This is a genomic window from Roseomonas sp. E05, from assembly GCF_030063475.1.
GTDB lineage: Bacteria > Pseudomonadota > Alphaproteobacteria > Acetobacterales > Acetobacteraceae > Pseudoroseomonas.
The window spans coordinates 216,661-237,448 of sequence record NZ_JASIRT010000002.1 but is presented as its reverse complement, the minus strand read 5'-3'; the positions used below and the strand labels follow the sequence as shown (position 1 = coordinate 237,448).

Annotated in this window: 23 protein-coding genes; 10 read left to right on the top strand and 13 right to left on the bottom strand. The window is 70.8% G+C overall.

Going from position 1 to position 20,788, the window contains the following annotated elements; genetic code table 11:
• Window position 1 precedes the first annotated feature (1 nt).
• The 3 genes from pstA to pstS all read right to left on the bottom strand — a co-directional run bounded on the left by pstA (window position 2) and on the right by pstS (window position 3,051).
• Complete coding sequence (pstA, locus tag QMO56_RS03560) at window positions 2–892, bottom strand: phosphate ABC transporter permease PstA (protein ID WP_283523660.1); 891 nt, start codon at window positions 890–892, stop codon at window positions 2–4.
• Between the two features lie 5 nt (window positions 893–897).
• Window positions 898–1,893: a phosphate ABC transporter permease subunit PstC gene (gene pstC / locus QMO56_RS03555; RefSeq protein WP_283523659.1), complete on the bottom strand. Its 996-nt coding sequence runs from the start codon at window positions 1,891–1,893 to the stop codon at window positions 898–900.
• 111 nt (window positions 1,894–2,004) lie between these two features.
• Complete coding sequence (gene pstS, locus QMO56_RS03550; RefSeq protein WP_408906498.1) at window positions 2,005–3,051, bottom strand: phosphate ABC transporter substrate-binding protein PstS; 1,047 nt, start codon at window positions 3,049–3,051, stop codon at window positions 2,005–2,007.
• Window positions 3,052–3,398: 347 nt separating this feature from the next.
• Here pstS and QMO56_RS03545 point away from each other — a divergent pair, with 347 nt between their 5' ends.
• Together QMO56_RS03545 and QMO56_RS03540 are read left to right on the top strand one after the other, a co-directional pair.
• Window positions 3,399–4,256, top strand: a complete 858-nt coding sequence (locus tag QMO56_RS03545) for a glucose 1-dehydrogenase (protein ID WP_283523658.1) — start codon at window positions 3,399–3,401, stop codon at window positions 4,254–4,256.
• Between the two features lie 201 nt (window positions 4,257–4,457).
• A complete protein-coding gene (locus tag QMO56_RS03540) occupies window positions 4,458–5,768 on the top strand; it encodes a sensor histidine kinase (protein ID WP_283523657.1) in 1,311 nt (436 codons plus the stop codon).
• A gap of 35 nt (window positions 5,769–5,803) precedes the next feature.
• Here QMO56_RS03540 and QMO56_RS03535 read toward each other — a convergent pair whose 3' ends face one another.
• Complete coding sequence (locus QMO56_RS03535) at window positions 5,804–6,001, bottom strand: hypothetical protein (protein ID WP_283523656.1); 198 nt, start codon at window positions 5,999–6,001, stop codon at window positions 5,804–5,806.
• A gap of 88 nt (window positions 6,002–6,089) precedes the next feature.
• A complete protein-coding gene (locus QMO56_RS03530; RefSeq protein ID WP_283523655.1) occupies window positions 6,090–6,959 on the bottom strand; it encodes a sigma factor-like helix-turn-helix DNA-binding protein in 870 nt (289 codons plus the stop codon).
• A 161-nt stretch (window positions 6,960–7,120) separates the two neighbouring features.
• Here QMO56_RS03530 and QMO56_RS03525 point away from each other — a divergent pair, with 161 nt between their 5' ends.
• A complete protein-coding gene (locus tag QMO56_RS03525; RefSeq protein WP_283523654.1) occupies window positions 7,121–7,342 on the top strand; it encodes a NepR family anti-sigma factor in 222 nt (73 codons plus the stop codon).
• A gap of 219 nt (window positions 7,343–7,561) precedes the next feature.
• The gene (locus tag QMO56_RS03520; protein WP_283523653.1) at window positions 7,562–8,164 is read left to right on the top strand and encodes a class I SAM-dependent methyltransferase; all 603 of its coding nucleotides are present in this window, start codon (window positions 7,562–7,564) and stop codon (window positions 8,162–8,164) included.
• Window positions 8,165–8,182: 18 nt separating this feature from the next.
• Here the strand turns inward: QMO56_RS03520 and QMO56_RS03515 are convergent, their stop codons facing one another.
• The 3 genes from QMO56_RS03515 to QMO56_RS03505 all read right to left on the bottom strand — a co-directional run bounded on the left by QMO56_RS03515 (window position 8,183) and on the right by QMO56_RS03505 (window position 10,512).
• Window positions 8,183–9,193, bottom strand: coding sequence for a glycosyltransferase family 1 protein (locus QMO56_RS03515; RefSeq protein WP_283523652.1), 1,011 nt, complete (start codon window positions 9,191–9,193; stop codon window positions 8,183–8,185).
• Window positions 9,193–10,011 carry a UDP-2,3-diacylglucosamine diphosphatase gene (locus tag QMO56_RS03510; RefSeq protein WP_283523651.1) on the bottom strand — a complete coding sequence of 273 codons (819 nt, stop codon included), beginning with the start codon at window positions 10,009–10,011 and terminating at the stop codon, window positions 9,193–9,195. The genes QMO56_RS03515 and QMO56_RS03510 overlap by 1 nt, the downstream gene beginning before the upstream one ends.
• Before the next feature lie 204 nt (window positions 10,012–10,215).
• Entirely contained in the window at window positions 10,216–10,512 is a 297-nt protein-coding gene (locus QMO56_RS03505) for a hypothetical protein (RefSeq protein ID WP_283523650.1), read from the bottom strand.
• A gap of 308 nt (window positions 10,513–10,820) precedes the next feature.
• Here QMO56_RS03505 and QMO56_RS03500 point away from each other — a divergent pair, with 308 nt between their 5' ends.
• From QMO56_RS03500 to QMO56_RS03490, 3 genes are all read left to right on the top strand, one after another.
• Window positions 10,821–12,239 (top strand): aspartate aminotransferase family protein, encoded by a 1,419-nt coding sequence (locus tag QMO56_RS03500; RefSeq protein ID WP_283523649.1) that lies wholly within the window; start codon window positions 10,821–10,823, stop codon window positions 12,237–12,239.
• Window positions 12,236–13,531 carry an O-antigen ligase family protein gene (locus QMO56_RS03495; protein ID WP_283523648.1) on the top strand — a complete coding sequence of 432 codons (1,296 nt, stop codon included), beginning with the start codon at window positions 12,236–12,238 and terminating at the stop codon, window positions 13,529–13,531. The genes QMO56_RS03500 and QMO56_RS03495 overlap by 4 nt, the downstream gene beginning before the upstream one ends.
• A gap of 120 nt (window positions 13,532–13,651) precedes the next feature.
• Complete coding sequence (locus QMO56_RS03490; RefSeq protein ID WP_283523647.1) at window positions 13,652–14,728, top strand: glycosyl hydrolase family 8; 1,077 nt, start codon at window positions 13,652–13,654, stop codon at window positions 14,726–14,728.
• Window positions 14,729–14,732: 4 nt separating this feature from the next.
• Here the strand turns inward: QMO56_RS03490 and QMO56_RS03485 are convergent, their stop codons facing one another.
• A complete protein-coding gene (locus tag QMO56_RS03485) occupies window positions 14,733–15,338 on the bottom strand; it encodes a hypothetical protein (protein ID WP_283523646.1) in 606 nt (201 codons plus the stop codon).
• Window positions 15,339–15,437: 99 nt separating this feature from the next.
• Between QMO56_RS03485 and QMO56_RS03480 the strand changes: the two genes are divergently transcribed.
• From QMO56_RS03480 to QMO56_RS03470, 3 genes are all read left to right on the top strand, one after another.
• Window positions 15,438–16,187, top strand: a complete 750-nt coding sequence (locus QMO56_RS03480; protein WP_283523645.1) for an SDR family oxidoreductase — start codon at window positions 15,438–15,440, stop codon at window positions 16,185–16,187.
• Window positions 16,188–16,322: 135 nt separating this feature from the next.
• The gene (locus tag QMO56_RS03475) at window positions 16,323–16,469 is read left to right on the top strand and encodes a hypothetical protein (protein WP_283523644.1); all 147 of its coding nucleotides are present in this window, start codon (window positions 16,323–16,325) and stop codon (window positions 16,467–16,469) included.
• A gap of 6 nt (window positions 16,470–16,475) precedes the next feature.
• Entirely contained in the window at window positions 16,476–16,610 is a 135-nt protein-coding gene (locus QMO56_RS03470; protein ID WP_283523643.1) for a hypothetical protein, read from the top strand.
• A 52-nt stretch (window positions 16,611–16,662) separates the two neighbouring features.
• Here QMO56_RS03470 and QMO56_RS03465 read toward each other — a convergent pair whose 3' ends face one another.
• From QMO56_RS03465 to QMO56_RS03450, 4 genes are all read right to left on the bottom strand, one after another.
• On the bottom strand, window positions 16,663–17,652 hold the full coding sequence (locus QMO56_RS03465) for a tripartite tricarboxylate transporter substrate binding protein (RefSeq protein ID WP_283523642.1): 990 nt from the start codon (window positions 17,650–17,652) through the stop codon (window positions 16,663–16,665).
• 84 nt (window positions 17,653–17,736) lie between these two features.
• Window positions 17,737–18,417, bottom strand: coding sequence for a hypothetical protein (locus QMO56_RS03460; protein WP_283523641.1), 681 nt, complete (start codon window positions 18,415–18,417; stop codon window positions 17,737–17,739).
• Between the two features lie 158 nt (window positions 18,418–18,575).
• A complete protein-coding gene (locus tag QMO56_RS03455) occupies window positions 18,576–19,340 on the bottom strand; it encodes a cold-shock protein (protein ID WP_283523640.1) in 765 nt (254 codons plus the stop codon).
• Window positions 19,341–19,424: 84 nt separating this feature from the next.
• The gene (locus QMO56_RS03450) at window positions 19,425–20,717 is read right to left on the bottom strand and encodes an FAD-binding oxidoreductase (RefSeq protein ID WP_283523639.1); all 1,293 of its coding nucleotides are present in this window, start codon (window positions 20,715–20,717) and stop codon (window positions 19,425–19,427) included.
• Window positions 20,718–20,788 lie beyond the last annotated feature (71 nt).

Here is a 20,788-nt window from a genome sequence, read left to right as displayed (position 1 = left end):
CTCACTTCCTGCCGCGCAGCGCGAGGCGCGCGATGATGTTGAGCCCGAGCACGCCAAGCGTGATGATCAAGGCACCCGCCCAGGCCAGTGCGATCCAGTCCTCATAGGGCGATCCGGCATAGGCGAAGATGGTGATCGGCAGGCTGGACATCGGCGCGCTCAGGTTGACCGACCAGTTCAGGTTGCCGAGCGAGGTGAACAGCAGCGGGGCCGTTTCGCCGGCCACACGGGCGATCGCCAGCAGAATGCCGGTCATGATGCCGCTCGCCGCAGCCCGCCAGCAGACCAGGGTGATCATCTTCCACTTCGGCGCGCCGAGCCCGATCACCGCCTCGCGCAGCGTGTCCGGCAGCAGGCGCAGCATGTCCTCCGTGGTGCGGACGACGATGGGGATGACGATCACCGCAAGCGCCGCCGAGCCGGCCCAGCCGGAGAACCCGCCGAAGGGCACGACCAGGCTCTGGTAGACGAACAGGCCGATGAGGATCGAGGGCGCCGAGAGCAGGATGTCGGAGACGAAGCGCACCGCGTTGGCCAGCGGCGAGCCCTTGTCGTACTCAGCGAGATAGGTGCCGACCAGCAGGCCGATCGGCGTGCCGACGGCCGTGCCGATGACGGTCTGGATCAGGCTGCCGATGATCGGGTTCAGCAGGCCGCCATTCGAGCCGGGCGGCTTGGTGACGGTGGTGAACACGCTCAGCGACAGGGCCGAGAAGCCGTTCCAGAACAGCGTCACCAGGATCGAGAGCAGCAGCAGCAGGCCGAGGGCCGTGGCGGCGTAGCAGGCGGCCTTCACCGCCAGCGCCACCTGGCGGCGGCGCCGGCCGAGCGCGGCGGCCACCTTCGGGTCCTTGGCCGGCGAGGTCGCGTGCGACAGGGTCGTTGCGCTCATTGGGTTCAGCCCTGCAGCCGCGTGCGCAGCAGGAAGCGCGAGGCGGCCAGCACGATGAAGGAAATGACGAAGAGGATGAAGCCGAGCCCCAGCAGTGCCGAGAGCTTCAGGCTGCCGAGCTGCGCCTCGCCGAATTCCAGCGCGATCACCGATGCGATGGTGTTTCCCGGACCGAACAGGCTGGTGGAGATGCGGTTGGCGTTGCCGATGACGAAGGTGACCGCCATGGTCTCGCCCAGGGCGCGGCCGAGGCCGAGCATGATGCCGCCAACCACCGAGATCCGCGTATAGGGCAGCACCACCCTGCGCACCACTTCCCACTGGGTGCAGCCCAGGCCGTAGGCGCTCTCCTTGAACACCGCCGGCACGGTCTCGAACACGTCGCGCATGGTGGCGGCGATGAAGGGCAGCACCATGATCGCCAGGATCAGCGCCGCGGTGAAGATGCCGGTGCCGAAGGGCGCCCCCGAGAACAGCTCGCCGATGAGCGGCAATTCGCCGAGGGTGTCGATGAAGAAGGGCTGGATATAGATCGACATCAGCGGGACGATCACGAAGAAGCCCCACATGCCGTAGATGATCGAGGGGATGGCGGCCAGCAGCTCGATGGCCATGCCGACCGGGCGGCGCAGCCAGTTGGGCGCCAGCTCGGTCAGGTAGAAGGCGACGCCGAAGGCCACGGGGACCGCGAGGAGCAGCGCCAGCACGGCCGTGACGACAGTGCCGTAGATGGACACGCCGGCGCCGAACAGCTCCTGCACCGGGTCCCACTCGGTCGAGGTGACGAAGCTCAGGCCGAAGGTCCTGAAGGCCTGCATCCCGCCCAGGAAAAGCTCCACGATGATGGCGCCGAGCAGCAGCAGGACGAAAACGCCCGCGCAGCGGCAGGCCACGGCGAAGATGGCATCGCCCGTCGCCCCCGAACCCCGGCCGCCGAGTGCGGAGGGGCGGGCGGTGCCGCCGGGCGGGGCGTTCGCGGGAACAGGTACGGCCTGCTGCAATGTCGAGCTCCGTTGCGCCGGGATGTCGGGCGCCGCGTCAGCGCCCTGGAGTGGCGAAGCGGGCAGCACCTTCCGGCACTGCCCGTCCTCCGTTCCGGTCTACAGCCAGTCTTACTTGGCAGGCCAGAGGGGCTTGCCATCCACCGTGATCTGCGCCCACTTGGCGCGGACCTGGTCCTCCACGGCCTGCGGCAGCGGGATGTAGTCGAGCTGGCTGGCCAGGCTGTCGCCCTCGCGATAGGCCCAGTCGAAGAACTTCATCACGTTCTGCTCGCGGGCCGCGTCCTGCGGGTTCTTCGGCAGCAGGATGAAGGTCGGCGAGACGATCGGCCAGGACTTCTCGCCCTGGGTGTCCACCAGGTTGGCGGCGAAGTTCGGCACCGACCAGTCGGCATGGGAGGCGGCCGCCTCGAAGGTCTCGGTGGTCGGGCTGACGAACTGGCCGGCCTTGTTGCGCAGCTGGGTGGCGATCAGCTTGTTCTGGTGGGCATAGGCGTATTCGACATAGCCGATGGCGCCCCGCACGTTGCGCACCATGCCGGCCACGCCCTCGTTGCCGCGGGCGCCCGTGCCGGTGGCCCACTTCACGGAGGTGCCGACGCCGACCTTGTCCTTGAACTCGGGCGCGACGGCCGAGAGGTAGGAAACCCAGACATAGGTGGTGCCGGAGCCGTCCGCCCGGTACACCGGAGCGATCGCCAGGTTCGGCAGCTTCAGGTCCTTGTTCAGCTCGACGAGGCGGGGATCATTCCACTTGGTGATCTTGCCGAGATAGATGTCGGCCAGCACCTCGCCGGTCAGCCGCATCTTGCCGTCCTCGACGCCCGGCACGTTCACCACCGCCACCAGGCTGCCCATGGTGGAGGGGAACTGGAGGAGCTTGTTCTCCTCGAGCTGCTCGTTCGTCATCGGGGCGTCAGAGGCACCGAAGTCAACCGTGCGGTTGCGGATCTGCGCCTGGCCGGCACCCGAGCCAACCGACTGGTAGTTCAGCTGGATGCCCGTCGGCTCGCGGGCCGCCTCACCCCACTTCTGGTAGAGCGGGGCGGGGAAGCTGGCACCCGCGCCGGTGATGCTCGCCTGCTGCGCATGTCCCGCGGCCGAAAGGCCGATCGTTGCCACCATGCCCGCAGCCAGAGCCATAAGCCGATTGCTCACCGTGTCTCTCCGTTCCTGCGCCCGGCCACCGCGTGCTCACGGCTTGCGGGCGAACTCGGTTGGGGGCCTTCTAGGCGAGGGAGGCGACGCTTCCATTGCAGTTGTGTGAAGCTTCGATGACAGGAAGCCGGCAACCTCCCCCCTGGTGCGCCTCCGGCTCCGAGGGATGCAACCGGCAGGAGCCGCAGGGGTTCTCGGCAGCGCCGGCCGTCGCATCCGCGGAAGGAGCCTTTCCTGGCCTGCCCCGCGCCGCGCCTTCCACGGCCCGCGCCGGGAAGCCCCGGGCCGGGCGCCTCCTCTCCGTGCGTTCCGGCCCATCGCCGCCATCTCTCCCGGAAGGATGCGTCATGACCGAGCCGCAGGATCCCCCTCCCGCCGTGCAGCCCCGCCAGCCCGGGCGCGAATGGGCGATGGACCCCGCCCCCCGTTCCGCGATGCGCGACTACCGCGCCGCCGGCAAGCTGGAAGGCAAGGTGGCGCTGATCACCGGCGGCGACAGCGGCATCGGCCGTGCGGTGGCCGCCGGCTTCGCACGGGAAGGTGCGGACGTCGCCATCGCCTATCTGGAGGAGCATGACGATGCGCGCGAGACGGGACGGCTGGTCGAGGCGGCGGGCCGCCAGGTCCTGCTCTGCCACGGTGACCTCGGCGACCCCGCCGTGGCGGAGCGGCTGGTGCGGGAGGTCGTGGCGCGCTTCGGCCGCATCGACATCCTGGTGAACAACGCCGGCGAGCAACACGTTCACCATGACTTCGCCACCATCCCGGTCGAGCAGGTGGAGCGCACCTTCCGCACCAACATCCTTGCCCAGTTCTGGGTCACCCGCGCGGCGCTGCCACACATCCCGGCAGGCGGCGCGATCGTCAATTCGACCTCCGTCACCGCCTATCATGGCCATCCCACGCTGATCGACTACGCCTCGACCAAGGCGGCGATCGTCGGCCTCACCCGCTCGCTGGCGATCTCGCTGGCCCCGCGGGGCGTCCGGGTGAACGCCGTGGCGCCGGGGCCGATCCGCACGCCGCTGATTCCTGCCAGCTATGATGCGGAAAAGACGGCGAAGCATGGCGAGAGCACGCCGCTTGGCCGCCCCGGCGAGCCGGATGAGGTGGCGCCTTGCTACGTCTTCCTGGCCGGGCCGGATGCCTCCTACATGACCGGCCAGGTGCTGCACCCGAATGGCGGCACAGTTGTGAATGGGTGAAGGGCAGGCAACCGTCACGGTCCCGCAAGCGTGATGCGCCGCCTCCCTGGGATGCGGCCGTGATTTGCGCCATAGGCTTGGGCCGCCTGCCAGCTCTGCTGCACCGGTGTTTCCCCGCCCCCCGGTCCGCCGAACGGCATCCGGCAGGAGCGCTGTGACCATGAAGTGCCCGTGATCCGAATCTTTGCCCGGCTCCCTAGAATGTCGACCGTCGGCGGCGGCCTCGCCGTGGCGCTGGCCTGTGCCGGTGCAAGCCTGCTGGCCCGGGCGGCGCTGCTGGACGTCTGCCAGCCGGCGGTGGGCCTCGTGCTGTTCTATCCGGCGATCCTGCTGGCGGGAACGGTTTCCGGCCGGCCAGCCGGTCTGGCGGTGGTGGGCGTGGAGGCGCTGACCCAGGCCTGGCTGCTGCAGGCCACCGGCTCCGCCCCTGCCGAGGCCTGCGGCCTGCTGCTCGCGCTGCTGAGCGGCACGGCGGTGGCTTTCGCGGCGGGCGAACTGCACCAGGCCCTGAACGAGGTGGAGGCCCTGCAGAAGCGCCTGCACTGCGTGCAGGATCTGGCAGGCATCGGCGAGTGGGAATGGCCCGCCGATGGCAGCACGCTGAACCTCTCGGACCGCGCCTGGGCGCTGCTGGGCCAGCAACCGAGGGCGCAGCCGGTGAGCGCCGGCCAGTTCTACACCATGCTGGACCCCGATGATGTCGGTGCGCTCCGCACGGCCGCCAGCACCGCGCTCGCCGGCCGCAGCCCCGAGTTGGCCATGGAGTTCCGTGTGCTCTCGGCCGATGGCAAGCCACGCTGGCGGCTGATGCGCGGCCTTCCCCAGGGTGAGTCCGGCGGCCTTGCCGGCGTGCTGATCGACATCACTCCACAGCGGCGGATGGAGCAGGCCTGCCAGCAGGCGCTGGCCCGGCAGGAGCTGGTCTACCGGGAGCTGGCCCACCGGGTGAAGAACAACTTCCAGCTTACGGCGAGCCTGCTGCGCCTGCAGTCGCGTCGCGTCGACCCGGGGCTGCGCCCGGTGCTGGAAGGCGCCATTCACCGCATGGACGGCATGGCGGCGCTGCACGAGAGTCTCTCCCAGGGTGGCGCCGAGGGGCAGGTGGCCTTCGATGCCTATCTGCACGGGATCTGCAATCATCTGGCGCGCGTCTACACCGCCGATCGCGGCATCACCCTGACGGTGGAGGCCGATGCCACCCTCCTGCCCGCCGACCGCGCCCTGCTGCTCGGCCTGGCCATTGTCGAGCTGGTGGGCAACGCGGTTCGCCACGCCTTTTCCGCCGATACGCCGGGGCGCATCGTGGTCGGCTTCCGGCAGGTGCCGGAGGGCTTCCGGCTCTGGGTGGAGGATGACGGGGTCGGTTTCGAGGAGCTGGAGCCGATGCGGGCGGCGGGCTTCGGCATGCTGCTGGTGCAGTCCTGCGCGCAGCAGCTCGAGGGCGAGCTGGTGATCGAGCGGGCGCCGGCGACGCATTTCGAGATCCGCCTTCCGCCGCAGGCGGCGGGGTGAAAATAAAGGCCGGCCCCGTGAGGCCGGCCCGGTCTTCAGCCCTTGCCGGACCCCTCCGGCTTCTCCCAGCCGACCGACGTGCTCGGGTCGGAGGTGGCGGGCGGATCGCTGGCGGGGAAGGTGTCTTCCAGAGCCTTTTCCAGTTCGTTGTCCGTCCGCTTCTCGTCGCGCGTCTTGTCAGCATCCGTTTCGCTGGGGGTGCGATCCGCCTTGCGGGGCTCCGTGGCCGACATGGTCATTCTCCTGTCATGGGCCCGGCGAAGAGGGGCGGGCCATGCAGGAGCAACCCATGGCGACCGGGCAGGTTGCAGCGGCCGCGCCTCAGTTCAGGCTCCCGTCCCGCTCCCCGGCCGCCGCCAGCGCGTCGCACACCGCAAGGCTCAGGCTCAGGCTGCAGAACGGCTTCGGCACCACATAGACGGGCCGGCCATCATCCGCGGTGCCGGGGGCATCCTCCGGGCAGGCGGTGACATAGACCACCGGCACGGCAATTTCGTCGCCCAGCGCGGCCACGATGCGCTGGCCTTCGTCCCGTTGCAGGCCGAGCCGCAGGTCGGAAAGGATCAGATCCGGCACGCCCTGCTGCAGCAGTGCCTCCGCCTCGGCGCGGTCGGCGGCGATGCCGCGCACACGGTGACCCAGATCCCGCATCAGCATGGAGAGGTCGAGCGCGATCAGCATCTCGTCCTCGATGATCAGGATATCGGCCTGCGGCGGCGGCGCCAGCTGCTTCCAGCTCGCGCGCAGCATCGCCTCCACGGAGGGAGCGTCCCGCCGGATGATGCAGGCGATCTCGGCCGTGCTGAAGCCGATCAGGTGGTAGAGCAGGAGCACCTCGCGGCGCAGGGGGGAGAGGCGTCCCAGCCGACGGGAAAGCCAGGCATCTGCGAAGTTCCCGGCCCGGCCGGGCTGCCGCGGGCGGGCGGGCGCCTCGCCTGCCAGCAGCGCCACGAGGTCGGCCATGCCTTCAGCGCCCTGCCCGGGCGCCGGCAACGCGCCGAGCTGGTCCTGGACGGCCTGGAAGAGGTGCAGCCGCGCCGGCGGATCGCTGATGCGCGGCGGGGCCTTCGCCAAGTGGAGCAGCGCAGCCTCGACCACCCGATTCGCCAGCGCTCCGGAGCCAGTCGCCGCCCGGGCATAAAGGCACAACTCGCTGAGGAGCCCTTCCGCCTCATCGGGGTTCAGCGCCATCGCCACCATCCTCTCCGCGCCATGCGGGCCGCTTCCCGATCCTGAAGCTGGCCTGCAACAGTGTTCCGGAAACGGCAAGGAATACCGGGAACGCCACTTTTCACATCGTCATGAGCCTGCCAGTTCCAGTAAGCTGAATGCCACGCTGGAAGAATACGCCGATGGCCAAACCCGCTTTTCCGCCCTCGCCTCCCGAGGAAGGCCCGCAGCGCCCCGACGCGGCCGAAGCCGCCCCCCGCGCTCCCGCGGCCTCGCCGGAAGAAGCGGCGGGCCAGCGATGGCTCGACGAACGGATTCGCGAGCAGTACCAGGATGCTGCCCGCGAGCCCCTGCCGGATCGGCTCGTCTCCCTGATCCGCCGCCTGCGTCACCTGCGGCACTGAAATCCGGCCGCCGGGCACAGCGGGTGCTGCGGCGCGAACCGGCGGCGCAGGGTGACAGGCATTCGGGCTTCCGTGAACCAAATCCGTTCTCCGCTGGGGCAACGCCCTGCCAGGGCTGATGGATGCATCGCCGGGCTTTCGCGGGAACGTCACCGGCCCATCACGCGGATGCCACGGACCGGCGGCTAACGGGGTGCTCCTGCGCCTGGGAGCCCTGACATGCGCGACACCCTGCCCCGCCCGCTGGCGGCAGCGCCCCGCCACCGTGCCAACGCCACCCTGTTCCTGCGCCGGTGGCTGGCCAATCCGCTGCAGATGGGCTCGGTGGTGCCCTCCTCCCCTGTCCTGTGCCGGCGCGTCGCCGAACTGGTGAGGCGGGAGCCGGAGGAATACGTCCTCGAACTGGGCGCCGGCACCGGCGTCCTCTCCCGCGCGCTGCTGCGGCACGGCGTGCCGCCGGAGCGGCTGATCGTCGTGGAGATCGTGCCCAGCATGGCAGCCTGGCTGCGCGAGACGCTGCCGGGCGTCCGGGTGGTCTGCGGCGACGCCTTCGATCTGGCCCGCAGCCTGCCGCCCGAGGCGCGGCAGCGTATCGGCACGGTCATCTGCGGCATCCCGCTGGTGCTGCTGCCCATCGAGCGCCAGCGCCATTTCCTGCAGAGCGTGCAGTCGGTGGCGGAAGGGCGCGGCTTCCTGCTCTACAGCTACTGCGTCACCTCGCCCCTGCCCTGGCGCAAGCTGCAGCTCCAGGCCCAGCGCGAGGCCTGGACGCCCTGGAACATCCCGCCCGCCAGCGTCTGGCGCTACACGCCGGCCGGCTGAAGGTCGCCCGCGCCCGGCTCAGCCACGCAATGGCACGAGCTGGGCGCGGAACTGCGCGGCGCAGGCCGCCCAGGAGAAGCGCTCCGCCTGCGCACGGCAGGCGGCGGGGGAGATCTCCAGTGCGCGCAGGCAGGCGGCACGCAGGTCCTCGTCGAGCGCGCCCACGGGTTCGGCGGCACCCGCGGTCACCGCCAGCGGGCCGGGCTGCGGGTGCGCGGCGAGCGGCGTGCCGCAGGCCAGCGCCTCCAGCAGCACCAGGCCGAAGGTGTCGGTGCGGGAGGGAAAGACGAAGACGTCAGCCGAGGCATAGGCCGCCGCCAGCGCCTCGCCACGCAGGAATCCGGTGAAGTGCGCCTGCGGGAAGCGGCGTTGCAGGGCCGCGCGCGCAGGGCCATCGCCCACCACCACCTTCGAGCCGGGCAGGTCCAGCGCCAGGAAGCGTTCCACCCCCTTCTCGGCGGCGATGCGGCCGGCCTGGAGGAAAACGGGGCGCGGCAGACCGGGAAAGGCGTCCGGCAGGCCGGGCCGGAACAGCGCCGTGTCCACCCCGCGCGACCAGCGCCGCAGATGGCCGAAGCCTTGCGCCGCCAGTTCCTCGCGCAGCGCCTCGGTGGCGACGAAGGTGCCGGCGGCCGGCGCGTGGAAGCGACGCAGCACCCGCCAGGACAGCGCCGCCGGCACCCCGAACCTCACCCGGAGGTAGTCGGGAAAGCGAGTATGGAAAGCGGTGGTGAAGCGCCAGCCCCATGCGCGGCAAAGTCCGCGCATGGTCCAGCCCAGCGGCCCTTCGGTGGCGATGTGCACCGCCTGCGGCGCGAATTCCGACACCAGCGCGGCGAGGCGGCGGCGCGGGCAGAATGCCAGCCGAAGGGCCGGCTCGCCCGGCGCGGGCAGGCCGGGAAAGCGGTCGGGGCCAAGCACCAGCACCGCGTCGCCGCCCTGGCGCAGCGCCTCGGTGGTCATGGTGAGGGTGCGCACCACGCCGTTCACCTGGGGCGCCCAGGCGTCGGAGACGACCAGCAGCCGCATCAGGGCGCGGAGACCAGGGTGGGCGCCGGCAGCACCGGCGGCGCGCCATGGCGGCGGCGCTGCTCGGCGGCCCAGTCGATCAGCTCGAAGCGGCCATCGGCATGCTCGGCCAGCGCACTGCAGCTCTCCACCCAGTCGCCGTCGTTCATGTAGGCGATGCCGTTCACCATGCGCATCTCGGCATGGTGGATATGGCCGCAGATCACACCGTCGAAGCCGCGGCGGCGGGCCTCCTCGGCCAGCGCCACCTCGAAGCGGTCGATCGCCTTCACCGCCCCCTTCACCTGCCGCTTCAGCCATTGCGAGAGCGACCAGTAGGGATAGCCCAGCCGCCGGCGCACGGCGTTGAACCAGCGGTTGGCGGTGAGCGCGGCGTCATAGGCTCCGTCGCCGAGATGGGCGAGCAGCGTGGCGTAGCGCACCACGCTGTCGAACTCGTCGCCATGGATCAGCAGGAAGCGGCGGCCGTCGGCGGCCACATGCTCGGCCTCCAGCACGAGGTTGACGCCGGCCACGGCGAATTCCGGCCCCGCCCAGTCGCGGAACACCTCGTCATGGTTGCCGGGGATGTAGGTGACGCGCGTGCCGGTGCGCGCCATCGCCAGCACGCGACGGATCACCTGGTCATGCAGCGGATCCCAGTACCAGGAGCGGCGGAGGCGCCAGCCATCCACGATGTCGCCAATCAGGTAGAGGTGTTCGCACTCCACCTGCCTGAGGAAGTCGAGCAGCAGGTCGGCCCGGCAGCCGCGCATCCCGAGATGGGTGTCGGAGAGGAAAAGGGCGCGATAGCGGCGCTGGGCGGGGCTGGGCGGCATTCCGGCGTCCCTCGGCTGGGCCCCGACCGGTGGCGATTCCGCCGCCGCCGGGGGATTGCGTCCGAGCGCCCCATAGGGGACGGATGCGACGGTGCCGTGACCGCTCCGTGACAGGCGCTTGACGAATGTCCGACGCGGCTCTCGCCGGGCGGCCCGGCAGGGAGGGCGCGGACCTGTCGCCCAGCGCCCTGCCCCGCCCTCGCCTCAACGCCGCGGGACGCCGGGCTCCTCGGCCAGGCACTCGGAGTTGTCCCGGACCTCAAGAATGGTCGGAAGCCCGAGAGCGTGCGGCTGGCGATGCACCTTTTCCACCCCCCACGGGGAGAGGTCGTCCTCCATGTAGCTCTGGGGGTGGCGATGGATCTCGCCCTTCGCGTCGCGGCACTTCCGCGCCTCCAGCGAGGCCTTGCCGGAACCGCCCTGCCCGCCATGCTCCTGCTGCGGTTCCTGGCCATTCCTGCGGTCATGCGGGTCCGGTGCCTGCTTCCCGCGCCGGGCCATTCTGGCATGTCCCAGGGTTGCGCAGGTTGGCCGGCGGGAAGGGCGGCCGCCCTATGTCCGGTGGCGGGACCATGTCGCGCCTGCTCCGCCCCTGCCTTCCTGCCCGGAGGCGGTGCGATGCCGCTGTCCGGCAGCGGACGGCAGTACTGAGAAGATCAGGGCCGCCAGCCGGGGTTCCGCCGATTCCGCCGTGCCGGGCATGCGGGCGGGGCATGCATCCGTCCCCATCTCCGGGCCAATGCAGCATGGTTGCGATCCTGTGCCGCAGGCGTAGTCTGGTGACTTCCCGTTACCGCAGGATCGCCGCCATGACCCCTCCGCCGCCCGCCTCTCCCGCCCATGGTGCCAACTCGCCGGCCGCGCGGGACATCGCCCATGTCCTGCATCCCTACACGGACCAGAAGGTGCACCGCGAAAAGGGCCCGCTGATCATCACCAGCGGCAAGGGCGTGCGCGTCACCGACGAGGCGGGGAAAGAATATATCGAGACGGTGGCCGGCCTGTGGTGCGCCTCGCTCGGCTTCGAGAATGAGCGGCTGGTGCGCGCCGCGACCGAGCAGATGCGCAAGCTGCCCTTCTACCACGCCTTCACCGGCCGCTCGCACATGCCGATGATCGAGCTGGCCGAGATGCTGATCGAGCGCGCCCCGGTGCCGATGAGCAAGGTGTTCTTCGCGAACTCCGGTTCGGAGGCGAATGACAGCGCGCTGAAGATGATCTGGTACGTCAACAACGCGATGGGCCGGCCGCAGAAGAAGAAGGTGATCGCCCGCAAGAAGGGCTACCACGGCGTCACCATCGCCTCCGCCAGCCTGACCGGCCTGCCGGCCAACCACAAGCTGTTCGACCTGCCGATCGCCGGCATCCTGCACACCGCGACGCCGCACTTCTACCACGAGGGGCGCCCCGGCGAGTCCGAGGAGGATTTCGCCACCCGCCTCGCCGAGGAGCTGGACGCGATGATCGTCGCGGAAGGCCCGGAGACGGTCGCCGCCTTCTTCGCCGAGCCGGTGATGGGCGCCGGCGGCGTGATCGTGCCGCCCGCCACCTATTTCGAGAAGATCCAGGCCGTGCTGCGCAAGCACGACGTGCTGCTGGTGGCGGACGAGGTGATCTGCGGCTTCGGCCGCACCGGCAACTACTGGGGCAGCCAGACCATGGGGATGCGGCCGGACATCCTGACCTGCGCCAAGGCCCTCTCCTCCTCCTTCCTGCCGATCTCGGCGGTGATGGTGAATGAGCGCGTCTTCGAGGCGCTGGCCGACGGCAGCCACCAGATCGGCACCTGGGGCCATGGCTTCACCTATTCCGGCCATCCGGTTTCCGCCGCGGTCGCGGTCGAGACGCTGAAGATCTACGACGAACAGAACCTCGTCGCCCATGCCGCCGAGGTTGGCGCGCTGATGCAGCGCCGCCTGCGCGAGCGCCTCACCGACCACCCGCTGGTGGGCGAGGTGCGCGGCGTCGGCCTCGTGGGGGCGGTCGAGCTGGTTGAGGACCTGGCGGAGCACCGCAACTTCGACCCGGCCCGCAAGATCGCCGCCCGCCTGGTCGCGCTGGGCGAGGAGCACGGGCTGATCCTGCGCGCGTTGCCGAATGACAGCATCGCCTTCTCGCCGCCGCTGGTGATCTCCGCGGCCGAGGTGGAGGAGATGGTGGAGAAGTTCGGCCGCGCCCTCGATGCGCTCTCCGCCCAGCTCCGCCGCGAGGGGCTGACCGTCGTTTGATCCACCGCGTCTCGCGCCCCCGTTTCGACTGGGGCGCACCGACCGCGCCGCTCGCCATTGCGGCGCTGGTGGCGCCGCTGGCGGCGGTCCTGCAATCCAAGGCGATGACGCCGGTGGCGCTGCTTGCCCTGGTGGCCTGCGTGCTGCTGGCGCGGCGCGCGCATGGGGCCTGGCCCTGGCCGCGCGGCGGCGCCGTCTGGGCGGGGCTGGCGCTGGGTGCCTGGGGCACGGCCTCGGCGCTCTGGGCGCTGGAGCCGGGCCGTGCGCTGACCGCCGGCCTTTCCCTCATGGGGCTGGTGTTGCTGACCGGCGCCGCCGGCCGCGCCGCCGCCGCCGACAGCCCTGAGAACCGCCGGCTTTTCGGCCACGCGCTGCTGGCCGGCCTCGTCCTCGGCCTCGCCGCGGCGGTGCTCGACCACGCCACCGACTCTGGCCTGCGCGCGGCCGTGCGCGGCCTGCGGACGATCCCACCGGAACTGGCCTTCGGGCTGAAGCCTGCCATCTCGCTGCTGGCGCTGTTGCTGCCGTTGCTGGCCGGGACCGCTTTCCCGCCGCGCCTGCAAGCCGTGCTGCTGGTCCTTGGTGGCGGCATCGTGCTCTGGCTGCCGGGCGACACGGCACGGATCGCCATGCTGGCCGGACTGGCTGCCGTGGCCGCCGCGGCTGTCGAGACCCGGCGCCGCCACCAGCCGCGCACCGTGCCGCTGCTCCTCGGCACGGCGATGGCGCTGGTGGTGGTGGCCACGCCCCTCGCCCTTCCGAGCGCGCTGGCGCGGGTGGCGCCGGTGGTGGAGCGCCTCCCGCCTTCCGCCATCCACCGGCTGGTGATCTGGGACTTCGCCCTTGAGGCGGCCGCCCTGAAGCCGCTGCAGGGCTGGGGCATGGAGGCGGCGCGTGCCCTGCCCGGCGGCAAGGGCCATCCCGAGCCGGAACGGTTGGCGCGGCTGGGTGTGCACAGCCCCGCTTTGGATGTCTGGTTCGCCGCGCCCCATCTGGAGCTGATGCCGTTGCACCCCCACAACGGGCCGCTGCAGATCCGGCTGGAGCTCGGCTGGGCGGGCAGCCTTCTGGCCGCCACGGCATTGCTGCTGCTGGGCCTCGCGGCGCGGTGGCTGGCCGCAGCCGCAGCGGCCTGCGGCGCCATGGCTTCGGCCTTTGTCACCTTCCTCGCCAGCTTCGGAGTCTGGCAGAGCTGGTGGCTCTGCTCGGTGGCGCTGGCGGCGGCTTTCGCGGCCGCGCTCCTGCCGCTGCGCCGTTCAGGTCCGGCCGGAGACACAACGCCCGCTTTGTGAGACAGGCTGGATCGGCAACTATAAAATGTTTGTGATTCAACTTGTGCGCGTATTAGAGGCAAAGGTAAATCTCCCCTGTCGCGGCCGCGTGTCTTGTGGCAGGCCGCCTGGGAGTTTTTCATGCTGGCCACAACGAGGCGGCACGGGCTGGTTGTACTGAGTGCGGCCTTGCTCACCGGGCTCCCGCGCCCCGCTCGCAACGTGGAGTTCTCGCCCCAGCCCCGCCTGGGCGGGGCGGAGGAATGGGAAGAGTTCAAGCGCCTCTATGTGACGCCCGAGGGCCGGGTGGTGGATACGGCGAACCAGAACAGCTCCCATTCCGAGGGCCAGGGCTGGGGGTTGCTGTTTGCCGAGGCCTTCGACGACCAGTCCAGCTTCAACCGCATCCTGTCCTGGACCCGGCGCGAGCTGGCCCGCCCCTATGACTCGCTGCATGCCTGGTCCTGGCGCCCAGGCCGCCCCGTTCCCGTGGAGGACCAGAACAACGCCACGGATGGCGACGTGTTCATCGCCTGGGCCGCGGCGCGCGGCGCGCGGCGCTGGGACCGGCCGGAGCTGCAGGAGCTGAGCCGCAGGATTGTCCGGGACCTGCACCAGGCCTGCGTGCGGAATGCCGGTGGCCAGCCGCTGCTGCTGCCTGCCGCCTTCGGCTTTGAGCACCCGGGCTATGTGGTGATCAACCCGTCCTACTACGTGTTTCCTGCATTCGCCGAGTTCGCGAACCTGATGCCCAGTGCCGACTGGCTCGGCGTGCAGCAGACTGGGCTGACCCTGCTGCGCCAGGCACGCTTCGGGCGCTGGGGTCTGCCGGCCGACTGGGTGCAGCTTTCCCGGGGCGGCGATGGCGGCAGGCCCAGGCCGGCGCAGGGTTGGCCACCGCGCTTCTCCTACGACGCCGTGCGGGTGCCGCTCTACCTCGCCTGGGCGGGCCTGGCGCACGAGCCGGCCGCACGGGCGGCTGCGCAGTTCTGGGGCGCCGCCCCCCCCCAGGACATGCCGGCCTGGACAGAGCTGGTCTCCAACAGCCTGGCCCCTTACGCAGCAGATGCCGGCATCCGGGCGATTGCCCGGCTGGTGCAGGACCCGGAGGCTGGGCCCGCCGACCTGCCGCGCGTGCGGGAGGCACAGACCTATTATGCCGCTGCCCTCGTCCTGCTGGCGCGCCTCGCCGCCTTCGAGCGCCTCCTGCAGGCCTGAGCCTTCAGCGGCCGCCCAGCAGACCGGACAGCAGCGCCGGTGGCAGGTTCACCACCGGCAGACCGGCGGGAAGCTGGAACTGCTTCGGGTCCTGGCGCCCATAGGCCACTCGCGTTGCCTCCAGGCGGCCCCGCCGATTGTCCCGCGCGCCTTCGGCCCGCAGGATCACGCCATCCTTCGTCAGGCAGACGGTCCCCGCGGCGTCCTGGCGGCTGACCTGCCAGATCTCGCAGCGATGCCCGGCCACCGTGCCGCTGCCTGCCGGCGCCATGCGTGTGCCCGGCGGGATGCCGCCCAGCATCGGCAGTACGTCGCCCGCCGGCAGCCGCACCGCCATGCCCTGCGCCTCGATCACCAGCAGCGCCTCGTTGCGGGGCAGATCCACCAGCAGCCAGCCAGGCAGGCCCGGCGGCTCGGCGCGGATGCGCTCGGCCGCCGCGAGCCAGGCCACCGGCACCATGCGCGGCGCCTGGTTGCCCCCCTGCACGCGATAGGTCACCGCCACGTCCCGCACCGGCCGGAGATGGGCCGGCTCCGCCCGGGCGGCGGCCGCAGCCCAGAGGGTGCCGAGCGCCAGGATTCCGGGGAGCAACCGTGAGAGGCGTTTCATGCGATCTCCTTCCGCCGGAGCGCGACGCGGCGACGCCTTGCGCTTCCGCCCAGGCGGAAGCACGCTGCACTGGACCAAATACTTGATGAGGAGAGGTCCATGGACAAGATCGCCGTGGTGACCGGCGCCGGCAGCGGCGTCGGCCGCGCCGCCGCGCTGGCCCTGCTGGGCGCCGGCTGGAAGGTGGTGCTGGCGGGCCGGCGCGCCGATGCGCTGGAGGCCACCATCGCCGCCGCCGGCCAGGCCGGGCCGAACTGTCTCGCCGTGCCGACCGATGTGAGCGATGCCGCATCCGTCGCCGCCCTCTTCGCGGCGGTGAAGCAGAAGTGGGGCCGCTGCGACCTGCTGTTCAACAATGCCGGGCGCGGCAGTCCCGCTGTGGATTTCGACGAGATCACTCATGACGACTGGTTCGGCGTGGTGGCGGCCAACCTGAACGGCGCCTTCCTCTGCGCCCAGGAGGCTTACCGCATGATGAAGCAGCAGGACCCGCAGGGCGGCCGCATCATCAACAACGGCTCGATCAGCGCGCATGCGCCGCGTCCGGGTTCTGCACCCTACACGGCCACCAAGCACGCCATCAGCGGCCTGACCAAATCGCTCAGCCTCGACGGGCGGAAGTGGAACATCGCCTGCGGCCAGATCGATATCGGCAATGCCGCCACCGAGATGACGCAGCGCATGACGCAGGGCGTCCCGCAAGCCAACGGCAGCACCATGGTCGAGCCGCGCATGGACGCCCGCCATGTCGGCGAGGCGGTGGCGCATATGGCCTCCCTGCCGCTGGACGCCAACATCCAGTTCATGACCATCATGGCCACCAAGATGCCCTTCATCGGCCGCGGCTGAGGCGCTCCGCGCCATGCGCATCACCGCCATCGAGCCGTTCATCCTGCACGTGCCCGTCACCGGCGGCGGCATCTCACCGGCGACGGCATCGCGGACAGCACACATGCGCTGAGCCGCTGGGGCGTGCCGGGGGGGGTGCGCACCGACGCCGGCATCGCCGGCTATGGCTATACCGGCACCCATGCGCATCTCCCGACGGACCGGCTGATCGCCGCCTGCATCGGCGAGACCTATGGCCCCCTCCTCCTTGGCGAGGACCCGCGGGAGGTCCGCGCCCTGTGATGGAAGATGAACCGCTTCCCGCCGGCGCAATGGTTAGGGCGCGGTGGCATCACCCCCCTTGCCATCGCGGTGCTCGACGTCGCCCTGTGGGCGGGCACGACCTTGCTGCCGGATGCGCTGGAGCGGTTCGGCATGCGCTGATCAGCCCGCATGCCTGGGGAAAGGTTGGGGAAATGCTTCCCCAACCGCCGCGTCAGTCCACCTGCGCACCGGAGCGGCGGATCACCTCTGCCCAGCCGGCAATGTCGCGCTCCTGCACGGCGCGGAACTCGCCAGGCGTGTTGATAGTGCTGGGCGTGATGCCCTGCGTCTCGATCAGCCACTTCTGGAAGTCGGGCGCGGTGATGACGCGCTGGATCTCGGCGTTCATCCGCGTCTGGATCGCCTCTGGCAAGCCGGCCGGCGCGAAGATGCCGTACCAGGTGCTGCTGTCGAAGCCCGGAAGTCCGCAGGCCTCGGCCACGGTCGGCACATCCGGCAGCGCCGGCAGCCGTTTGGCGGTGGTGACGGCGAGCCCCTTCACCTGCCCTTGCCCGATATAGCCGATCGCCGGCCCGGACTGGTTGAAGAACAGGTCCACATCGCCCGAGAGCAGCGCCGTCTGCGCGCCCGGCTGTCCGCGATAGGGCACATGCACCACATCGAGCCCGGCCGCCTGGATGAACTGCGCGCCGGCCAGATGCGTGGATGCGCCATTGCCGGTGGAAGCGTAGTTCAGCGCGCCCGGCCTCGCCCGGGCGGCCGACACCACATCGGCGCAGCTCTTGTACTGCGGGCGCTTCTCCGGGCTGACAGTCAGCACGTTCGGCACGTCGCCGAGATGCGCGACGGGTGTGAAGTCCTTCACCGGGTCGAAGGGCAGGCTGCGGTAGAGCGTGGCGTTGATGGCATGCGTGCCGGCGGTGCCGAACAGGAACAGGTAGCCATCCGCCGGCGCCTTGGCGACGAACTCGCTGGCGATGTTGCCGCCCGCGCCGCTGCGGTTGTCCACCACGACGGGCACGCCCAGCGCCCTGGTCAGCGGTTCCGCCAGCTTGCGCTGGTAGATATCCACGCCGGAGCCGTTGGGAAAGCCGCCCATCAGCGTGATCGGCCGGTTGGGCCATGCATCCGCCTGCGCCAGGGCGCCGGGCGCAAGCAGGCAGGTGGCAGTCAGGGTAAGCAGAAGGCGGCGCATGGGCATGGGCGGGTCTGTCCTCTGACGCGGTCGCGGCAAGGCTAGCTTCCCCCGACCGCGCCGAGAACCCGGAACCGCAACGACCCCGCTTCAGGTTTCATCCAGATCCCGCAGGCAACGCGGCACCAATGCGCCAAGCCCGAGGGCATGGCCCGCCAGTTGCTGCCGAACCTGGAGCGCCTGCAGCCGCACAGCCTCTTTCTGCAGATCCGTCCCTTCCAGCGGGGCCGGCTCCAAGGCGGGTTCGTCGAGCGAGAGAGCCAGCCTCGCCGCAACCCTGGAATGGCCCGCAGTGAAGCGCATCTGCGCGGCGGCGATGGCGGCCGTCATTTCGCCGAGTGCGGCCAGCCCATCCTGCGCGGCCTCCACGTCCGGCGGAACAGGCGGCAGGTACACGGCGATGCGCTCCAGCAGGTCGAGCGAATCCGCGAGGCCAAACCCATCCTCCAACCCGGCCTCCAGCAAGGCTTGGCCGATTTCCCGCACGGCCACGAGTGAGGCCCGGATGTCGTCGGCAACCTGCCGGTAGCGCAGCAGAGCCTCCGCCCAGTCCTCGGCCGGTGTACCGGCCCGCGCGAGCGCCTCCAGATGGGTCTGTGCCCCACACACCCGGCCAGCAATCGTGCTGAGAAGGCGCTGTACCAGCTCGAAGAGGGCATCTGCGCCACCGAGCAGCCGGCCGGCGGCAAGAAGGCCGCCGGGCGGCACCGGCCTGGCGGAGAGCGATGCGGCGGATAACGGCCCAGCCGCGGCAAAAGAATCGAGTGCCATGGAATTTTTCCCCTCAGCCGGACCTGGCCGGCACTGGGGAGGAAGTCTGGGCACAGACTGCTGAACATATCGCTAAGGCAAAGAAAAACCCCCGGCGCAATCCGGCGCCGGGGGCTGCCTGAATCCAGGCGAGCTTCCCACCAGGAGAAGCGCGGGGCTTAGCCGCCCTTCAGCACCACGGCCTGCCGGCCGCGCTGCCCGTCGCGCACTTCCAGGTTGACCTTCTCGCCCTGCTGCACATCGTGCTTGCCGGCACGCTGCAGAACGGAGGAGTGCAGGAACACGTCCTGGCCGCCATCATCCGGCGTGACGAAGCCGAAGCCGCGCACCTGGTCGAACCACTTCACCGTGCCGTTCACGGCGTAGGTCGGGCCACCCTCGTCGCGGCCACCACCGAAGTCGCGGCGCGGCGGACGGTCGCCGAAGCTGCGCGGGGCACCGAAGCCACCGCGGTCGCCGAAGCCACCGCCGGCACCGAAATCGCGGCGCGGCGGACGGTCGCCGAAGCCACCGCCGGCACCGAAGTCACGGCGCGGCGGACGGTCGCCGAAGCCACCGGCGCCGAAGTCGCGGCGCGGCGGGCGATCGCCGAAGCCACCAGCGCCGAAGTCACGGCGCGGCGGACGGTCGCCGAAGTCGCGGCGCGGCGGGCGGTCGCCGCCGGCCGGAGCGCCGGGGCCGGGTTGCCGCTCATGGATCCGCGTCACCAGGCGGCGGCCCTGACGGTCGGTGCCGATCTCGCAAACCAGCTTGTCACCGGTCTCGGGCGGTTCGATCCTCGCGTCCGCCAGGGCCGACGCGTGGAAGAACACGTCCTGGCCATCGGGTCCCAGCACGAAGCCGAACCCCTTGCGGGCGTTGTACCACTTGACCTCGGCCTCGATGGGCCCGGCGCCGCCCTGCGAATCGTTATCCGGAAACACTGCGTCTCGTATCCGTAAAAAGCACACGGCCCGACGGGATGCAGGGCCGGCATATTCCATCCTCGCATTCCCGCGTCTCGAAAGCTAGCCGAATCGGCAGGGGTTGTAAGGCTCGATCGGAATCTCAGGCGTGCGGCCAGCCAGGATCGCACCGACCAGACGTGCGGTACGTGGCGCCGCCACCATCCCCACGTGTGCATGGCCGAAAGCCAGCACCACATCCGTGCATTCGCGGGCAGGACCAATACAAGGCAGCGCGTCCGGCAGGCTCGGCCGGTTGCCCATCCAGAACTTCACCCGCTCCGCCGGCAGGTCCCGCGGCAGGCCGGGAAAGGCGCGCAGCAGGTAGTCGCGCAGGATCTCCGCGCGCCTCCAGTTGGGCGCCGCCCCGAGCGCGGCGATCTCCACCTGCCCCGCCACCCGCAGGCCCGTACTGGTCATGGTGACAGCCATCTTGCCATCCGATGGCATCAGCGGAATGCGAGGCCCCGCCTCGGGGTTCGCAATCACCGCGTGATAGCCGCGCTCCGTCTGCAACGGCACCTTATGGCCGACCATGCCGGCCAGCCTCCTGGAATATGCGCCGGCGGCGATCACCGCGCGGTCGGCCGCGATCTCGCCCTGCGTGGTGACGACCGCCCGCAGCCGGCCGCCCTCGGTGCGGAACCCCGTGGCGCCGGCGCGCACCCGCCGGGCTCCTTCCCGCTCCGCCAGGGCCACCAGCGCGGCGACATAGGCGCCGGGGTCCCGGATGTGGCCAGCCTCCTCGAACAACGCGCCGAAGGTGTAGCGCCGGTCCAGCTCCGGCTCGCGCTGGCGCAGCTCCTCCGCCTCCACTTCGCGCCAGTGCAGGCCGACCGCCTTGCGGACGCGGTAGCCCAGCGCCTCGGCCTCGTAGTCGGCGCGGTCGGGATAGATGTACATCAGCCCGGTGCGGGCGATCAGGTCCGGCACGCCGGCCTGCTCGGCCAGATCCTGGTGGAGCAGCGGCGCGTCCAGCAGCAGCGGCCGCAGCGCGCGGGCGATGCGGAGCACCTTCTCCTCGGTCCAGGAGGACCAGAGAAAGCGCAGCAGCCAGGGCGCGACGCGCGGCAGATAGCCCCAGCGCACCGCCAGCGGCCCGAGCGGGTCGCGCAGGAAGCCCGGCACCTTGCGCCAGGTGCCCGGCCCCGCCGTCGGCAGCACGGACTGAGGGGAGAGCCAGGCGCCGTTGCCATAGCTGGCGGCCTGCTCGCCGCCCGGCTCGCCCGGATCAAGGAGGGTGACGCCGAAGCCCTCGCGCAGCGCCGCAAGGGCGCTGGTGGCACCGATGATTCCGGCGCCGATCACCACGACATGGCCGCGCGCCGCAGTGCCTGTTTTCGTGGCTTCGTCCATCGGCACGCCCTGCCCCTCCCGTCCGTCGCGGGCGCCAGAGTGCCGTAAGCGGCGGGCCGGCGGAAGGGCCG

What these genes read in the sequence shown, in the direction of transcription:
- pstA (WP_283523660.1), bottom strand. Translation starts at nt 892, where the DNA reads ATGAGCGCAACGACCCTGTCGCACGCGACCTCGCCGGCCAAGGACCCG.
- QMO56_RS03500 (WP_283523649.1), top strand. Translation starts at nt 10,821, where the DNA reads ATGACCCCTCCGCCGCCCGCCTCTCCCGCCCATGGTGCCAACTCGCCG.
- QMO56_RS03515 (WP_283523652.1), bottom strand. Translation starts at nt 9,193, where the DNA reads ATGCGGCTGCTGGTCGTCTCCGACGCCTGGGCGCCCCAGGTGAACGGC.
- QMO56_RS03525 (WP_283523654.1), top strand. Translation starts at nt 7,121, where the DNA reads ATGGCCAAACCCGCTTTTCCGCCCTCGCCTCCCGAGGAAGGCCCGCAG.
- QMO56_RS03480 (WP_283523645.1), top strand. Translation starts at nt 15,438, where the DNA reads ATGGACAAGATCGCCGTGGTGACCGGCGCCGGCAGCGGCGTCGGCCGC.
- QMO56_RS03460 (WP_283523641.1), bottom strand. Translation starts at nt 18,417, where the DNA reads ATGGCACTCGATTCTTTTGCCGCGGCTGGGCCGTTATCCGCCGCATCG.
- QMO56_RS03485 (WP_283523646.1), bottom strand. Translation starts at nt 15,338, where the DNA reads ATGAAACGCCTCTCACGGTTGCTCCCCGGAATCCTGGCGCTCGGCACC.
- QMO56_RS03505 (WP_283523650.1), bottom strand. Translation starts at nt 10,512, where the DNA reads ATGGCCCGGCGCGGGAAGCAGGCACCGGACCCGCATGACCGCAGGAAT.
- QMO56_RS03540 (WP_283523657.1), top strand. Translation starts at nt 4,458, where the DNA reads ATGTCGACCGTCGGCGGCGGCCTCGCCGTGGCGCTGGCCTGTGCCGGT.
- QMO56_RS03490 (WP_283523647.1), top strand. Translation starts at nt 13,652, where the DNA reads ATGCTGGCCACAACGAGGCGGCACGGGCTGGTTGTACTGAGTGCGGCC.
- QMO56_RS03470 (WP_283523643.1), top strand. Translation starts at nt 16,476, where the DNA reads ATGAACCGCTTCCCGCCGGCGCAATGGTTAGGGCGCGGTGGCATCACC.
- QMO56_RS03535 (WP_283523656.1), bottom strand. Translation starts at nt 6,001, where the DNA reads ATGTCGGCCACGGAGCCCCGCAAGGCGGATCGCACCCCCAGCGAAACG.
- QMO56_RS03450 (WP_283523639.1), bottom strand. Translation starts at nt 20,717, where the DNA reads ATGGACGAAGCCACGAAAACAGGCACTGCGGCGCGCGGCCATGTCGTG.
- QMO56_RS03545 (WP_283523658.1), top strand. Translation starts at nt 3,399, where the DNA reads ATGACCGAGCCGCAGGATCCCCCTCCCGCCGTGCAGCCCCGCCAGCCC.
- QMO56_RS03510 (WP_283523651.1), bottom strand. Translation starts at nt 10,011, where the DNA reads ATGCCGCCCAGCCCCGCCCAGCGCCGCTATCGCGCCCTTTTCCTCTCC.
- QMO56_RS03530 (WP_283523655.1), bottom strand. Translation starts at nt 6,959, where the DNA reads ATGGCGCTGAACCCCGATGAGGCGGAAGGGCTCCTCAGCGAGTTGTGC.
- QMO56_RS03465 (WP_283523642.1), bottom strand. Translation starts at nt 17,652, where the DNA reads ATGCCCATGCGCCGCCTTCTGCTTACCCTGACTGCCACCTGCCTGCTT.
- QMO56_RS03520 (WP_283523653.1), top strand. Translation starts at nt 7,562, where the DNA reads ATGCGCGACACCCTGCCCCGCCCGCTGGCGGCAGCGCCCCGCCACCGT.